The sequence below is a fragment of the Pectobacterium jejuense genome, assembly GCF_026800125.1.
GTDB lineage: Bacteria > Pseudomonadota > Gammaproteobacteria > Enterobacterales > Enterobacteriaceae > Pectobacterium > Pectobacterium jejuense.
In genome coordinates, this window is the sequence record NZ_JAPQKX010000006.1 from 316,371 (window position 1) to 334,475 (window position 18,105).

Annotated in this window: 6 protein-coding genes; all 6 read right to left on the minus strand. The window is 56.3% G+C overall.

Going from position 1 to position 18,105, the window contains the following annotated elements:
- Positions 1–46: 46 nt before the first annotated feature.
- Positions 47–1,777 (minus strand): polysaccharide lyase family protein, encoded by a 1,731-nt coding sequence (locus tag NXT09_RS13545; RefSeq protein WP_268580011.1) that lies wholly within the window; start codon positions 1,775–1,777, stop codon positions 47–49.
- Positions 1,778–2,087: 310 nt separating this feature from the next.
- Positions 2,088–4,217, minus strand: a complete 2,130-nt coding sequence (locus NXT09_RS13550) for an HlyD family efflux transporter periplasmic adaptor subunit (protein WP_268580012.1) — start codon at positions 4,215–4,217, stop codon at positions 2,088–2,090.
- 2 nt (positions 4,218–4,219) lie between these two features.
- Positions 4,220–5,575 carry an efflux RND transporter periplasmic adaptor subunit gene (locus NXT09_RS13555; RefSeq protein WP_268580013.1) on the minus strand — a complete coding sequence of 452 codons (1,356 nt, stop codon included), beginning with the start codon at positions 5,573–5,575 and terminating at the stop codon, positions 4,220–4,222.
- Entirely contained in the window at positions 5,572–6,327 is a 756-nt protein-coding gene (locus NXT09_RS13560; protein ID WP_010282272.1) for an efflux RND transporter periplasmic adaptor subunit, read from the minus strand. The genes NXT09_RS13555 and NXT09_RS13560 overlap by 4 nt, the downstream gene beginning before the upstream one ends.
- Positions 6,327–8,105, minus strand: a complete 1,779-nt coding sequence (locus NXT09_RS13565) for a TolC family protein (protein WP_268580014.1) — start codon at positions 8,103–8,105, stop codon at positions 6,327–6,329. Before NXT09_RS13565 ends, NXT09_RS13560 begins: the two co-directional genes overlap by 1 nt.
- A gap of 254 nt (positions 8,106–8,359) precedes the next feature.
- A complete protein-coding gene (locus NXT09_RS13570) occupies positions 8,360–18,061 on the minus strand; it encodes a beta-propeller fold lactonase family protein (RefSeq protein WP_268580015.1) in 9,702 nt (3,233 codons plus the stop codon).
- Positions 18,062–18,105 lie beyond the last annotated feature (44 nt).

The following is an 18,105-nucleotide window of genomic DNA, read 5'->3' on the forward strand; positions in this document are numbered from 1 at the left end:
CCAGTTCTTCTCTGCAATCCAACGCTTCACCTTGTTAAAACGGGATTTATTCCTCGCTTAATGTGACCACGTCATACATCACGCTGCCGCCTTTTAATTGCAGCGTGATCGTGTTGTTGCCGTTTTTCAGAAAGCGGGATGACACTGGGATACGGGCGATGTGATAGCGACCACTCTGTAGCGCACCGCGATAAATGGTTTTGTCGTTTTCGTAAGTCAGCGTTTCCAGCGTGCTGCCGTTTACCGCTACCGCCAGCTGTGGCATGGTCGGCTCACTCATGCCACTGTTGCTCGCTGCTGCCAGTGCGATGTTCAGGAAATAGGTTTTTTTCTCAGGTTGCAGAGCAAAACGGATATCCCATTTTCCCGGTTTGGTCTGCGCGTAATACCAGTCGCGTTGATAGTCGCTGTGGCCAATATCGAACGTCAGGTTTGCCGGAACCTCATGCTGCCAGCGGGTGTTGCGGGCTTCATTACCAAAGCGGAATTCACTCGCCTGCCGATTGGCCTGTCCAATGGCCCAAACAACCGGTTCGGCTTTGGATAGGGTTATCACTGGCAGCGCTTGCTTATCACCGGAAACGGACAGCGTTTGTTCTGCCAATATCCCTGGCTGCGTACCGCTGTTGGCGTATACCGCCAGATGGTAATTACCCGGACGGACATGGGAAATCGCAAAATGCCCCTGAGTATCTGTGGTCGCCTGATACGAATAGCCACGAGTTTGCACATCGAACGGTTCATCCAGCGATGACGAAAGCACAACGGTTACCGGCTGCTGGCTGGCAACGCGTCCACTCACCTGCGTGCGATCGCGCACATAGCGGGAATCGTCCACCCATTTGTACGGCCAACTGACGGTTTCCGTCAGCGCCTGACGCTGAGCATCCGCCAGCATGTGTCCGGTATCGCCCTGATTGATATACAGCAGCCACGGACCGTAGAATTTTTTCCAGCCCGGTGGGGCCACCATATCCGGCGTGCCGAAGTGTGAACCCGTCATGTAGTTCAGGATGATCGCATCCTGATGCACCAGCAGATCCTGCTTGAGCGCATCGCCGGAGAAATACTCCCGATTACCATGAATCAGCCACGCGCCTACGCCATTACCGAAAACGCCCCAGAAAGGCGCGGCACGCATGTAACCGGCGAAATCATACTTGGAATAAATGCTGCCATCCGGCAATCGCCAGGTTTCATCCTGCACCTTCGGCGACGCTTCAAGCTGGCTGTAGAGCAGCGGTTTACCCTGACGATCGCCATTGTAGAGATGATCTAACCGGGCGGGATCGAAGCGATAGACGTTACGCAATTCACTGACTTTAACGTCCTGAGTTCCGCTATTCTCAGCGACGACATAGCTATAAAGTCCGCTAACACCGCGACGCATAATCAGGTGATATTCAAGCCGTAACAACCCGTCCCGGTCGTCGATATAGGCGACATGCGCCATATCACGATCGTTGCGCAGCACCTCTACCCGCTCGGGGACAAAATCTTTGACGCCTTTAGCATGAGCATCATTAATATAGTAATCGAGATAAGCGCTACGCGTTTTGCTTGGGTCGCGCGCTGCACCGGACAGGTTGGTGACGATATTCTTACCTCCCGTCACCATGCTCACCGCGCTGCCATCTTCACCGAATGCGACTTTTAGCAAGCCGTTATCCAGAACGGTATTCAAACCAGAAACGGATAACGACACCGCATTATCCTGCGCGCTATAGCTGTAGGGTGCCAGCATGGCCCCTACCAACAACAAGACAGATCGCTTCACAGTCAGCCCTCTTGTGTTCAGTCGGATCACAGTGGTTCAGGTAACGACCGATGTCAGATATTAGGGGAAACACGGTGATGAGGTTCCCGCAGGGATACCTCGCACCGTGGTAGCCCCGTGTATCTCGATGTCACGTAGCTGCCTTACCACTAGTGTAAAAAGCCAAATATTTTAAACAGATAGAATAGAGATAACAGGAACAACATAGTCGAGGGGATAAGCGCCCTCCTTCACGCTACTGCCAGCACAAACAAGAATCTGGCAATAACGGGAAGAAAGTCAGGATCGACATCGCAGAAATCAAAACTGATCAGAATGACAGTTCGCGGATCAGTACGGCGGACACCACTTTCCAGCCGCGAATCAACAGGCTTTGCGCCTCACCGTCCATCACCACCGTGCCGCGCAGCACCTGCGGCTGAGCACGATAGTCGTCAGGCAGACTGAGCAGCACGCGATAAACGGCCTGTTCAGGATGCAGCTTGCGCTGCGCATCGCTCAGCGTGGCAATATCACCACCATAAATCGACGCCAATTCCGGCGCGGCGTTCAGATCGCGGGTTGCCGTGCTGGCAATCTCCACAATAGTGAGCGGCAGCGACGAGCGGCTCACATCCTGTAAATAAAACGTCCCCTTTGCGCCCGTATGGAGCCGCTGCCAGTCTTTTTCCGATACGAAGGCTTCCACCAGTCCGCCGGTTGGCTTGGTGACGACCGCCAGCCATTCGCCCTGTCCCAGCCACTCGCCGGTTTCCAGTGGCGTAGTCATGTCTGCCACCACGCCGTCTATCGGTGCACGCACCGTCAGCTGTTCAGACTGACGCTGCAAGACCTGTAACTTTTGCAGCGCCGCTTCATGCTCCTGCTTCACCCGCTGGTGATCGCCAGCTGCTTCCTTGTTGAATACCTGAAAGGTGCTTTGCCAGTTCAGCGTAGCGATTTGTCGCTCCAGCTGTTGCCGTTCGTGCGTCAGCGCGTCAGACGACAGCGTAAACAGCGTTTGTCCCGCTTGCACAGGCTGGCCGACCTTCACGTCAATGCGTTGAATCATCGCAGGCACGGGCATATACAGGCTACTTTGCTGTTCCGCCCGCAGCAGCGCCGGGGCGTACACGCCGCGCTGCCAGGGAATCATTAGCAAGAGCAGAACCACGGCACTCACGACCAGCGTTGTCGTCATATTACGATTCATACGGTAATCCTTACGGCGTTTACTCCATTCGCGCACTTCATTCACCACTGGCATCACCACGAAGTAGCCGATTTCAATCGCGAAAAGCAGCATCCCCAGCAGTTTGAACGTCATGTGGTAAACCAGAATCGCGATACCGGTAAACAGGAAGAAACGGTATATCCACACCGCGAAGGCATAGCCCACCAGCGTGCGCTGTAGCCAGCGCGGAAAGTGCTCCGGTGGCGCATCCCCTAAGCCGAACAGCCATTCCCGCATCTGCCAACGGCCGATAGCGAAGCCCCGGTTTTGCAGGTTCGGCATCTGTAACCCATCGGAAAGCAGGAAATAGCCGTCGAAGCGCATCAGCGGGCTGAGGTTAATCGCCAGCGTCATAATCCAGGTCGTCGTCGCCAGCATAAACGCGGCGCTGCGCAGCATGCCGTCCGGCAAGAAGCTCCATGCCAGCGTCGCCCACGCCGCCAGCACCAGTTCAGTCATCATGCCCGCTGCGCCAATCGCCATCCGCTGCCGACGGCGGGTGAGCTTCCACGAGCCGGACGTATCGGTGTACAGCACCGGCATCATCACCAGAAACGCGACGCCCATGGTGGCGACCCGCGCACCAAAGCGCTTGCAGGTGTAAGCGTGGCCGAACTCATGCAGGATCTTGGTAAAGCACAGCGTCAGCCCCGCCAGCGCTGCACCTTCCAGCGTGAAGAAGTGCAGAAACGTATGCTTGAACGTTTCCCACTGGCGTCCGGCGAGGAAGAGCCCCAGCACGGTCACCAGCAGCGTCAGTTTGAGGAAAGTTCGGCTGAAAAACGGTTCGACCCACGGCAGCGTTGCGCCCAGAAAGCGATCGGGGTGCCATAAGGGGATACGAAAAAACAGATAATTCTTCAGCAGCTTGCGCCAGATCGAAACACGTGACTGTTCCACCTGACGAGAAAATTGCGCCAGTGCGTCATCACCGGAAACGCGCGTCAGGCTGTTGGCCTGCAAGAAGCGGTTGAAGTACTGCACGTCACTGTCATCGAGCGTCAGCGCAGAAGTCTGGTTAATCTCGGCCACGATCTGCGCCGCATTCCCCATCGACCAGCGCGATAGCATCGCCATTTCTGCCCAGCCGATACGAAAATAGAGACCGCGCAGCGGATCCTCCAGCGTCCAACTGGGCGATCCGTCGCGGTTAGCCGGCCCGGCGTGCAGGATCAGCTCATCACGCAGCGGGCTAAGCCCAGCGGCTGGGGTCGCGCCTCCGGCCATCGTTAGACACCCAGCCAGACGCGCAGGGAGGCCAGCGGTTTACGCAGCAGGTAAACGAACAGCACCGTGCGTTTTCCGTATAGCTTAGCGGTCCCCTTCAGACCCACGCGCAGTTGCGGGTCATCCTGTGTAAAACTGGCCCGCAGCCGATAGGCCATCACATTATCCGGCGTCGGCGCGGCGCGATAGCCAATCTGCTCAAGCCGCGCTTCCTGTGCCGAATTCGGTGCAACGTTGAGGAACAGGCGCACATCCGCACCGTTTTCCAGCGCAATCGCGTCCGCTGCTGGCAACTGGATCTCCAGCTCAACATCGTGCGGATCGGCGATCATCATGATGCGTTCCCCCACCGCCACCGAGCGTCCAATCCAGTCGCTGCTGTCGTCAAAAATCGCCACGCCGTCACGCGGAGAAGCGAGCTGCATGCGTTCCTGCTGACGTTGCAGAAAATCCACATCGCTCTGCGCCTGCTCGCGGCGGCTTTGCAGCACGGCCAGGCTGGCTTTGCTATTGGCATCGAACAGCGCCTGCTGCTGTGCCTGACGATACTGAGCATCGGCGGTAGCAAAAGCCTGTCGGGCCGACTCCAGCCGATTTTCCAATTCGCGCACGTCCAGTCGCACCAGCGGCTGATTGGCGCTGACAGTCTGATTAGGGCGAACCAGTATGTCATCCACCACGCCCGCCACGGGTGCGCGCACCATCACCGGACGATGCGCGACGATCTCTGCCGGAGCCAGCACCGATTGGCGAACCGGGATCAATAAGATCAGTACCAGTGCCACGATCGCAGCAACGATCAAACGGCGTCTGGCAGGCGGCGTTTTCGACGGGCGGCGACGCACTTTGCACAGGCTCGACCAAGCGTGTGCGTAGGCATCTGCCATTTTTTCCAGCAGCACGATTTCGGCAGGCAGCCACGCGCTGTCCCGCGCTAACACCAGCACCAGCGGCATATCGCCCTGCGGTAAACGCAGCGGCAGCCAGAGTAAAAATTCCGGCAGATGCTCCTGCCACAAAATCTGGTCATCGGCAGGCAACTCGCGACATTGCAGCGCCTGCGTTTGACGCCCCTCTGCCTGCCACTGGCGGCACAGGCGGCTAAATTCGGTACAAAACGGCGCGTTGTGATCGAGTGAAGCCAGCCCGGAAGCCGCCTGCAAGCGCTGTTTATCGCAGTCCCACAGCAACGCCTGCCGATACTTCACTAAATTATGCGTCTCATTGACGATGAAAAACGCCAGCTCATCCAGTGTCTCACGCGCTCTGGCACGGCTTTGCAGCTGTAACAACTCGGCCAGCAGTGCCAGCCGGGTATCCTGTTCAGCTTGTGCTGCCGTCGTGTTCCGTTCGGTCATGGCGACACGCTACCGGCATCAGGCGGTACGATTTGCGCCACGCCGCTCATGCCCGGCAGCAATCCAGCGGTAGACTGGGTAATGCGACCAAAGACTTTTACCGACTGACTAACCGGATCGATCGCCGAAGAAAGGCGGCTGATTTCCGCCGGATAGCTCAGGCCGGTTTCATCCAGCACGACCTGAAAGGCGCTGCCCTGTTTTAACCACACCAGCCAGCGCGACGGCACGATCATTTCCAGCTCAAACGCGCTGTCGTCATAAATCGCCAACAGCTCTTTGCCTTCCGGCACAGATTCCCAACGCTTCACCTTGGTTTCCGTCACGCGACCGGAGAACGGCGCTTTAATGACACAGCGTTGCAGCATGGCGCGATTGACGCCGCTTTCGGCCTGCGCCATCGACACCGACGATCGCGCCTGATCGACATCCGACAGGCTGATCGAATTGAGCTTATCCAGCCGATCGGCAATCGCCAGCTTCTTACGCGCGGCATTCTCTGCCGCGTTTGAGTAATTCAGCTTTTCGCGCAACACGGTACAGTCAAACGTCACCAGCGTATCGCCCTGCTTGAAGTGTTCGCCCTCTTTCACCGCAATATCCGTCACTTTTCCGGCAATTTCGCTGGATAACACGGTATAGCGCTGCGCACTAAGCTGTACGCGAATGTCTCCCGTCGTCGCAGCCTGCCCCAACAGGGGCAGACCTAACGCACTGACCAGCAATAGCGGACGCATCATGCCGAAAGCCATTAACGCGAACCTCCCGCCTGTAGGGATTGCAGGTTATCCCACATATCCGTGTTCACCACGCGATAAGGTTTCCCCGTGCTAGCCGACGATGTAGTCGTCGACGAGGCAATCGGCTTCGCGACTGGCGTAGAGACTGTTTTAGTCGACGCCGTCGTGGTGGCTGGCGTAGCCGGTGTTGCCAGAGACAGGCGTGGTACCGCAACGCCGCCTTTCTCAAGGTTACCCGTGGTGCGGGCAATCGAGTTGCTCAGCGCCGCCAGACTGACATCGCTCACGTTATCCGGCAGCACATCCAGTCCGGCAGCCTGATACACCGCGCCCAGCGCGTTCTGCACATCGGCAAAGCTGCGGTCACGCGCGCGGGTCGTCAGAATGGTTTCCGTGCTGACGCGTACCTGTTCCATCTGCGTTTCGGCACGATGCTGTACGCTGAGCGTGGTCTGGTTGAGAATGCCACGCTGAATTCGCGCCAGTTCCTGATAGCGGCCAAACATCCGCGTGCTCTGCTGATATTCCTGCCAGGCGACGTTCACCTGCGTCAGCACCGCCATGCGCAGCGCCTGACGACGCACTTCAGCCAGATCTTCGTTCGCCTGTCCGGCACGTTTCACCGATGACCACGACAGCACGTTCAGCAGGTTGCCGCTGACCTGAACGCCCGCGTTCGCCCACTGGTGATTGACCAGATAACTGTTGCTGTCGCCGTTGATACCGGCAAACAGCGACACGCCCGGCAGCAGACGCAGCAGCGATTTACGGGTTTCCAGTACGCTATTGCGTGCCAGATAGCTCTCTTCGCGCACTTCTGGACGTTTAACCATCGAGAAGTTTTCCAGATCGTCGAGCGAGTAGGCCATCTTCGGCGCGACCAGACTGCTTTCGCTCGGCACGACGACATCGTATTTGCTCGACGGCGGCAGGTTCATCAGCGCCGCCAGACGGGATTTCGCCACCACCAGATCGCTGTCGACAATTTCTAACTGGCGCACCATCTCCAGCATGTTTTTCTGGAAACGCAGCGCCTCAACCGGTGCCAGCAAGCGCTGCTGTTCGGTCTGACGCGCATACTCCAGCGCCTGACGCGCCTGCGTCAACGCAGTGGTCACTTCTGGCTGCAAACGCTGTGCCGTTGCCGCTTCCCAGTAGGCCGTCCGTACCTGACGGGTGATATCCGCAACTACACGACGACGACGCTCTTCCGCCGCCAGCGATTTGTTCGCCTGTACTTTGGCATTGAAGTAGCTGATACCGAAGTCCAGCACATTCCAGCTCATTGTCAGATCGGCGGTACGCATGGTCTGATCCTGACTGGTCGACGCTTCCAGAGACTGCCGACCGGTGGTCACCGACTGACTGCTGGAACCGGCCACGTTGTCGCGGGTTTGTAGCCCGGCGCGCGCGGTCAGTTTCGGTAACAGCATGTCCAGATTCTGTACGCCCAACAGGTCATCTTCCATCGCCTGTTCCAGCAGTGCGATCCGCTGTTGCAGGTTATATTTCAGCGCACGGGCAATCGCTTCATCCAGCGTGATCGTGCCGCGCACCGGTTCCTGATTGGCGAACATCTGCGTTCTGTCGCTCAGCGCCTGTGCAACCTGCTGTTCGATCGTCACCGGCTCAGGTTTGACGGCACAGCCAGCCAGACCCAGACAGGCCAGGGCTACCGCGATCCGTAACGCCCGGGAACCCGCGGTGCGTGGTGTAGCCTCGTGTTGAACGTTCTGCTGCTGACTGTCGTGTTGCTGGCTATCCCAGAAATGCGCTATGTGCTGATTCACCCGGGTTCTCCCCATCTTCTATTTGTCTGTTCCCTTCATTTTGCAGGCGGTGGTTTGGTTACCGCCTGCAAGCGTCTGGGTTAGTGGTTATACCCGTCATACTTCAAGCTGCTTGTGCGTTGGCTGCCCTTACTCACCCCAGTCACTTACCTGTGTAAGCTCCTGGGGATTCGTGCAGTTGCCGCCTTCACGCAACTCGAATTATTTAGGGTATAAGTAAATAAAATCTCGTCTTAATATTCAGCCTACGTGTGCTATGTACGCAGACTGCTCAGCTCACTGAGCGCCGCCAGCAGAGCATCCTGTTCAGGCTGATGCTGACGCAGCTGTTCGGTAAAGGCGGTTTTCCCCGCTGGCGCTAACCGCTCTGCATCCCGGTTTTCAACCGGATGTACCACAGAGTTAGCAGGCAGCTGCATCGCGCCACGATCAGTCGCCATCTCTGCGCCATCGCCCTGTCCGGTTTGCAACGTAATCGGTACGATCCGGCTGGTGCCGTCTGCGGCTTGCGCTTTCAGCGCCAGTTGGATCTGATTAACCTGCACCGCGCTGGCATCGGTAATACGCACCACGCCGTTGCGGGCATCGAACTGCACCCACGCAGGCAGCGGACGCCCGTTCGCCAGTTGCAGCGTCAGCGTGGCGTTGCCTTCGCGCACGCTGAACATGCGCTGCGGCAGGCTAAAGGCGAGTGCGCCGGAGGCATCCGGCTGTAACGCGCCCTGCACGCTGCTGAAAGCCGATTCCAGCGCTGTTGTCTGACCGCGCACGCTCAGGAATAAGTTGGAATCAGCCGGACGCAGCGCAGTGTTGTCGCGCATAGACGCTTCAGCGCGCGAAGAGAAGTTGACCTGCTCCAGTGTCGGCATCAGCGATGACATGACGGGATCGAGCACCCAAGGGGCATCCGACTGGCGTGTCGTACCGGCATCGCGCTGACGCACAGGTTCGGTAACGATATTGTTCGGTAACGGCTGCGCTTCCGGGCGAGATAAATCGGCAACGATCGTCCCCAGCGGCTGTTCGCGCTCTCTTTCGCCCGAATCAACGGGCAGGCTTGCGCCCTGCTGCACCAGAATTACCGGTGCCGCTGTCGCGGTGTTATCAGGATTGACTGGCTCTGTCGGCGTACCAGGATCGACAGGCGTTGAGGCAGCATTGACCGTCAGCGCCACATTCATTGCCGTTGCGTTGCCTGCGCTGTCCGTGGCGGTAATCGTCAGGTTGAACACACCGGCCGCTGACGGCGTGCCGCTGAACGTCCGTGTTGCACTATCAAAACGCACGCCTTCTGGCAGTTGCGCACCATCAACAGTCAACGTCAGCGCATTGTTTTCAGGATCGGTAAATAGCGTACCCGGTAAGGTATAAGACCAGTTGGCACCAACCTGCGCCGTTGGCGGAGTAAACTGCTCAGCATGACCAACCGGCGGCAGATTCACCTCTCTCGACAGCGTAACGCCGAGCGCCTGCGCGGCAGAATCGGCTGCGCCGTCATTGAGCACCAGCGTTAGCGAGGCCGAATCCCCCGTCAGCGGGGCGCTCGTCGCCCAGCTAATCTGGCGTGCCAGCGCCGTCGCATCCGCACGGGAAATGGCAGTCGTGAAGGTCACGGTGAGCTTGCCGTCTGCCTGCGTGAAGGTGGCTACCGCTTGCCCGTCTTTGCTAATGACGCCATTCGCTAAGGTAAAACCATTACCCGCAGTAAAATCGAAGCGATCGTCGGCTGATGCCGTTTCACCGCGCTGTAGCGTGATTGAGGCACCCTGATAATTCCCCGTCCCGCCGTTCAATGCATCCAGCTCAGCATCACTGAAGACAATGGCCGGTGCGACGATCACCGCCGGGCCATCAACGCGATAAACCGGCAGGCGAGAGGATTCATCCAACACCGACACACCGTTGCCAAGCGCAATCAGCCCACCGTCAACCGGCAGCAGATGAGCAAAGCCCGTGCCGTCATTTTTCAGCGTATCGAGTTTTGTCAGCGTCTGGTCGTTCAGCACATAGCGAACCAGCGCACCGTCGCTTTGCGTGACATACAGCACCCGAGTATCCGCAGAAAGAGCGATATCACTCACCGTGCCTTCGGCCGCGATGCGAGCAAGGTGCGTGAAGGTCCCCGTAGCGGTATCCAGCGAGAAGGCATCGATCTGCCCTGCACTGGCAACAAAGATGCTGCGGCCATCGGCGCTGACCGTTATCTGCTCCAGCCCTGAGAGCTGCACCGTATTGCCTGTTGCATCGGTAAAGCCGCGGACATGTCCCAATAGCGTCGGCTTGCCGTCGTCACCACGCGTATACACAATCAGTGATGAGCCACTGCTGGTGTTCGTCGTCACAAATAGCAGATTACCGCGGCTGACTATCTCACTCGATTGCCACAGGTAAGGCTCACTCCACATCCCGCCCTCGACCAGCCCAACATAATCAAGCTTGCCTGTTGCCGTGTCGCGGGTAAACCAGAGAAGGTTGTAGTTGTTGATGACATACAACGTATTGCCATCATCAGACAGGGTGATCCCTTTGATGTCGTAAAGGTTGCTGTTGTGTATCTCGTAGACATCAACGATGGTTTCTTTATGTTCCAGATTGCCTTCACTATTCCGGCTAAACCAAACAATCGCATTGCCGTCGGCACGCAGCGCATACACGCTGTTGCCATCGGCAGAAACCTGTAGCTGGCTTATTCCTGTCACGCCCTCTGCCGCCGCGAAGGTGCGCACATAGGTCAATTCGCCGCTGTTCGCATCACGCTGGAATAAAGCAATCGCGCCTTTATCATCGCTGACATACAGCGACAGCCCATCGGTCGTACGAGCAGCAGCCGTCAACGTGCCCAGCCCGCTAATCGCGGTGTAGGTATTCACCAAACGCAGTTCATCGGCAGAAAGCACTGGATCGTTCGCCACAACAGGCGTGTCGTTGATCGCGGTAATCGCTACCGACAAGGCCGTGACCTGAGACTCCAGATAGCGGTCGGACAGCGTCACCGTCACTGCAACCTGCGCGGCTGGCGTACGGCTGTCGCTGGCGTAGGTAATCTGGCGCAGCGTATTCTGCACGTCTTCCGTGGTCGGGATTGTGCCTGCATTCGCGTTGAAGCGAATCGTCAGTACGCCATCCTGATTACTGACCTGACCAATGGTGACACCGTCTTTCTGAAGCGTATTGCCCGATAACGTCAGGCCGTTATCAGCACTGAAGCCCAGCTTATCCAGCGCCGTTTTACCGTCACCCAGCGTAATCTTCAGCGTCGCGCCGTCGTAGTTGCCGCTACCACCGTTGAGTTTATCCATCTGTGCATCAGACACCGTCGCGTCCGGTGCCAGCACGATAGGATCGGCACGTTCGGTATACGTCGGCGTCGTCCCCGGAACCGTGATAATCGGCGCGGTATTGGTTTCTGCCGCAGGCACCAGCGTCAGCGTAATCGCCTGTTCCAGCGTGGTTTCCGGTGCGGTGCCGTTATAACTATTTTCCTTGATCATCAAGGTGACATGGCGTTCACCGCTGGGAGAGCTGCCCAGATAGTTGTAGCCGATGCTGTCAATAATCTCGGCGGTTCCACTCCCATCTCTTGCGACATACAGGAGTACCGTCGCTTTCCCATCTTGTACCGTAACAGAATATTGCAACCCACCGGCCGTGTGCGGCGCGCCTCTGGAGGCTTCAAGCACGATCGTCGAACCATCCACGCTGATCGTTTCGTTAGGCCCTGAGACATCAAACGTTAACACGACCTGCCAGATGGTTTGTCCACTCTCGATGGTGTCGACATGGGTATCTTTAAACAGCTTAACGAACTCACCATTGCCCGGAATCTGTGGATTGAGCACCGTCGTCGTCAATTCTGCCGGGTTATTCACGCCAATAAGATTGACGGTGATATCCATGTTAGCGGTGTTATTGTCACCGTCATTAATACTGAAGGTGAAGGTCGGCGACGATCCTGCTTGTTCAGGATCGTCACTGGTGTTTTTATAGGTGATTTGGCGCAACACGTTCTGCGCATCGGCTTGGGTTACCGCGGCAATAAATTTAACCGTCAGCGCCCCATCAACCTGAGTAAAGGTCGCGATTACCGCGCCATCTTTTAGGATATTGTCGCCATCGAGCGTTAAACCATTATCCGCCTGTAGGCCAAAGGTATCTTCCGGTTGCCCACCTTCCTGTCGACCCACCGTGATGGTGGCACCGTTATAATTGCCCACACCGTTATTTAACGCATCTAACTGCGGATCGGACAGGCGGCCTGATGGCAGTAGCACCGTGGCATCATTGCCTTCGGTATAGGTTGCGCCAGCCGTCCCGACATTCAACACATGAACCTTATCGCCGCCAATCAGGTACAGCTGTTTGCCATCTGCACTCAACTCTATGTTTTGTAACGATGAGAAACTGATACCGAGTGAGCTATCCCAGCCACTGCTAACCGTCTGTTTCAGGGTCAGGCTGCCATCCTCAGCGCGGGAGAAAATAGTGATGTTCTTCCCGATCACAAATAGCGCGGTACCATCAGCGGAAACTACCAGGTTGCTTGCCAACGCCTCACCGGAATCGCCACCGTCATCGGCAAACGGCTCCGTCGATACCAGCGTGAGTGCGCCATCCGCACCTACCGTTATCGTATTGAGCGTGTACTGAATTCCATCAGCATTAATCGCATACAGGGTTTTGCCATCAGGTGAGAGGGCAAGTGAATTGATGTAATACAGGTCATCGCCTTCAGCACGAATCTGGGAAACCTGAGTGAGTTTGCCCTCTGCATCAATACTGAACCCAGTGACACCAACTGTATCGCCTAAACCCGATACGAACAGGTAACGCCCGGTTGGATCAAGCACCAGACGGCTCGCCCCAATCAGATTATCGGTCTGAGAAACCGACGTCAGAATACCGTCCGCCCCGCGCTTAAACACCAGCACGCTGCGGCTGTCATTATCACTGCCAGACTGGGCAGCGGTGAGATAGAGGTAATCGCCCTGAGAAACAATCTGGGAACGCACATCCAGCGAATGCCCGCCTAACTCCGCCTGCTCAAGGATGCCCGCTTGCGTCAGCTCACCGTCGCTGCCGACACGGAAGATTGTCACCGCGTTGCCTTCACTGCCGACCACATACAGGTATTGTCCATCAGAGGACAGGGTGACATCTGATGCACCCGCCAGTCCTGCATGGTCCACAACCTCATCGTTTTGTTCCGTCTCAGCGTTATAAACGGATCGATAGTTAAAGAAGGTCTTCGACAGAGTGAAATTGCCTTCCTCATTGCGCACAAAGACGCTCAGTACCGCAGATCCACTCTCCGGTGAACTCACGACATAGAGCGTTTTGCCATCCGCAGAGAGTTCGCTGTCTTTCACCCCGCTCAGCACATCCACATAATTATTGGAGTCGTAACCATCAAGGGTGCCGATACTCTGCAGAGCGCTGGATTCGCCGCCGATAGTTGGAACTTGCGCAGGATCGGATGCAATACTCAACGTTAGCGTCTGCTCTGCCTGTGCGCCCGATTCATCGCTTACGACGACGGTAATAGCAAAGGATCCTGCACCATTGAGTGGCGTACCGGAAATCGTACGCGTTTCAGGATCGAAGGTTAACCCAGCAGGAAGGCCGCTGACCTGCCACGTCAGCGCGCCATTCTTAGGATTGAGGAACAGGTTTTCTGGCAGCTCTTCATTATACGATTGCCCTACCGTCGCAGACGGTGGAGTGTACTCATCGTTATCCACCACAGGTGCTTTGCTCGGTACCATCATCAGTAACAGACTGGTATCTTTGCCACCGTCGCTAAATCCGATCTTCAGAGAAATTGCTGAGCCTGCCGTGTCGCCCTCGTTACGGTAGGTCACCTGATGCAGAACCTGATTGACTACCGTCTTAGTGACGCTCTCGGTAAAGACAATCGTCACCGTACCTTCACTGACGTTAAAGGTGGCAATGGTCGCCCCCTGATACTGAATCTCGCTGCCGGACAGCGTCAGTCCGCTTCCGTTCTGAAAAGCAAAGTGGTCATTTGCCGATACTTCACCGTTACGGCTAATGGCGATCGTCGCACCCTTGTAGTCATCGGCAGCATCCAGTTCTTGGTCTGACAGCGTGACGCTCGTGGCAAATGGGACATCCGTTGTCTGGCTATAAGGTGCATTCGCCGCTGCGGTGGACACGCTTAACCCACCAAAGAAAGTACTCACCCCAGCATAGATATTCTTACCATCCGCACTGACGGCGATATGGTTGACGGTGTTAACCGAAACTTCAACGTTATTGCTATACGTCAAAGCACCAGAATTGGCATCACGCGCGAAGACCAGTAGCGATTTACCGCCAAAAGCCGCTACGTACAGGGCAGATCCATCCTGAGAGATAGCGATTTCACGCAGTGATGTTACCCGCAGCGCAGCAGGAACATGACTTTCACTATTGTATAAATCCATCGTTCCGGCATAGGTCAGCGCGCCCGTATCCATATCACGGCTGAAAATCGAGACGGTGCCCTGCGAATTTGATGACACATAGACAAAACGGTTATCGGGGGAGATAACGATATCCTGCAACCCGTTGAGGTAACGATCGTCTTTCGGAATGTCCGCGCTGTTCGCATCAGCCGCTATCGTGGTTTTATTAATCGTCGTGACGTAGCTCAGGCTCCCCGTCTCCACATCACGCGACAGTACGGTAATACTGTGATTCCCCAGATTAGAGAGATAAGCCGATGTGCCATCGCTGGACAGCACGATGCCGCTTGGGCTTCTCACCGGAATCGTGTCGCTGCCCACCAACGAGCCGACAAACGTCAGCGCACCGGAAGTGGTATCACGCGAGAAGAAGGTCACCGCGTTTTTACCCGTAGAGCCATCGACTGGCGTCACACCATTAATGGTATACAGCGAAGCGCCGTCGTCAGAGAGCACGATCTCGGAAACCGTTGCATCCAGACCGCTAACGCCATCCACGCCCTGCGTAGCGACAATCCCGACATAGCTCAACTGGCCTGTCGTGGTATCGCGGCTAAACTGCACCAGCGAGTAGGCGCTTCCGCTTCCTCCCGCGACATACACGCTGGAGCCATCTTTCGACTGCGCCAGCGTGGTGATGGTGTTCAGACCGTTAACCTCAATCACAGGGGTGGACGGATCGTCCTGTTCGCCCTGCGTGAAGCTTTGTAGCAACGTCAATTCCCCAGTTTCTGCATCCCGGGCGTAGACACGCAGATAAGTCTTACCGCTGTTATTGTTCCCTTCGCTACCAGTGACCAACAGGGTTTTACCATCCTGAGAGACACTGATCGCCGAGACGCGTTCGTTGTAACCGCTTAGCGTACCTGCGTTGTAAAACAGCGTGGCATCAGGAGAGTAGGTGGCCTCGATCGTCGGCGCGTCGTTTAAGGCCAGATTGATGCTGCCAGACACCGCCAGCGTCGCGGTGTCGCTCCCGCCATTGGCAGTGCCGCCATTATCCTGCAATTCGGTTAACGTGATGGTACGCAAGCCGCTGGCGCTGGTGCTCTCTTTGCCAGCCGAATAGCTTAGGCCATCAACCAGCTTCATCACAGCCGTGCTGCTGATGCCCTGAACGCTGCTCAGCACCAGTGAAGACTCACCGCTCAGAGCGTTATAGGTGTAGGTATACTGGTAACCGCTAGCCGTGGTGCCCGCGCTGTCCTTACTCAGATCGATGACTGTGCCATCCACCGTCAGGTACTCCTGATTCGGGTTGTTTAGGCCATCAATACCGATCGACAATTTTGTCAGCGCCTGTCCAGCTTCCCCAGTGTTAATCGCGGTGTCTTTGAACAGCGTGACGGAGGAGCCGCGCGTATCCAGCGTCAGATTGCTTCCACCCTGACTAACCAGCGTTGGCGCACTGTTAGCAGTCAGCAGCAGCGCGACCGTGGTTACCGTGCTGTTCAGCTCGCCATCGTTCGCGATCACCGTCAGCGCGACTGTTTCGGTGGCGCTCTGGTTGCTGACGTTGCGGTAGGTAATTTGTTTCAGGACGGCATTGGCAGTTTCTTTTGTCACATCAGCGGTAAACGTCACGCTGAGTACGCCCTGATTCTGCGTGAATGTCCCAATCTCTGTGCCTGATTGCAGAACTTTTCCATCCTGCAGCGTCAGATTGTTACCTGCACTTAGGCCAAATTGATCGTCTGCGGAAGGCGTTTCACGCCCAATGGTCAACGTGGCACCGTTATAGTTGCCTGCACCGCTGTTTAACACATCCAGATTGCTATCGGAAAGCGCGATATGGTCGGCAAAGGGTAATTCGCTGCCATAGAGATAAGTGCGTAATGCGCTAAAACGCTGAATGGCCTCACCGGCGATCAAGAGCGATTGCCCATCGGGTGACAACACCATGCCACGCGTATCGCCAATATCCTGGATCTGGCCGCTTTCTTTCAGCGCTCCTGTCGTGGCGTTCACGCTATAAATCTGCAATGTGCCTTCGCTACTCAAGGCATAGAGTTGGCTACCATCGGCATTAAGATAGAGCGCGTTAACGCCTTCCAGCGTTTTCGTGTCCGTGTGGACCAGCGTTTTTCCTTCTGTACCGTCACGCAGTTGATAGACGCTGATTTCACCGCTGTCAGGATCGGCAACATAGATGAACTGCTGATCCTTCGAGATCGCTAATTGGTAGTCTACTGCGCCATAACCTTCCCCAGACGTTTCCAGCGTGGCGACAGACATTAATGTCCCGTTCTCGCTCCGCTGGAAAGCCGATAGCGTATGCTTCGCCCCCATCCCAACAGTGACAACATAGTCACCGCTACTTGCCACAATACCGCTACGCTCAATCCCGCTGTCACTCACGCGCTGAAGGAAAGTCAGCCCCCCTGTCGTCGTATCGCGAGTAAAGATGGCCATGCCATTCCACTGCGTAGCGATGTAAACCTGGGTACCATCGCTGGAGACAGCCAGCCCGGTAATATTGCCGTTTTGCGAAGCAATCGTCTGGGTATATACCGGCTGCTCGTCGCTGCCGCTGAGTCGAACCACTTGCCCATTTTCGTCAAGGCTAAGCGCGACAATATCGCTACTGCCGGTAATGGCATATAGCGAACGGTTGTCCGCGCTCAGTACGACCTCTTTCACATCCTTGAGCGCGCTGATGCCGCTCAGCGTTTGGCTCAACGTCAGTTTGCCGTGCTCGCCTACGGTAAAGACCCCCAGCGTGCCATCACTTCCGATGGCGTAGGCATAATCGCCAGTACGGGAATAGCGTACGTCCTGCGGCGACTCCATGCCTGGAACAATAATGAGTTCAGCCAGTTCAGGTGCATCCGATGCGGATACCACGGGCGCCACATTAATCTTGCTGTCGATAGTGACGGTGGAGTGAATATTCAGATCGGCAGTATCGGTATCATTGCCGCCCTCGTCGCTCAGGCTTTTCAGCGTCACCACCACGTCACCACCAGCCACGGTGTTGTCTAATGGTTTATAGGCAATGCCGTCGATCAGCCTAGCGACGTCAGTCGGTTCAAACGCTTCAGATGAAGCAATGCTAACGGTGACGGTTGTCGTCGCGCCACTGACAGCAACGGTATAGCTATATTGACCAGCACCAACAGTCGTTTTTGCCCCATTACCAGACTCTAATGTAATTTCAGTGCCATCAATGACTAATGCCTGATTCGCGCCCGTGCGGTTAACGGTAATCACCAGATCTTTCAGTTCCTGCCCGTCTTTATCTGCCGACACGCTAACATCGCTAAACAGATCGACCGCCGGGAAGCTGTCACTGGTATCGGTAATCGTGACTGTCGCCTTGGTGGGTGTCGCATCAACACCCGGCGCGGTATCCGTTGCCACCACAACCTGCGCGGCTACATCCGCCACCGTTGCCACGGCAGCGGCATCAAACATCATGCGCGGTTCCAATACCCACGCTTGACGCGGCGTGCGCGTTAAGCCTGAACCAGATTTTGAGCGGGAAAAAGTCATCGTGTCATGTCCTGTAATAAAGGGGCAAATCGCGTCATTCCTGG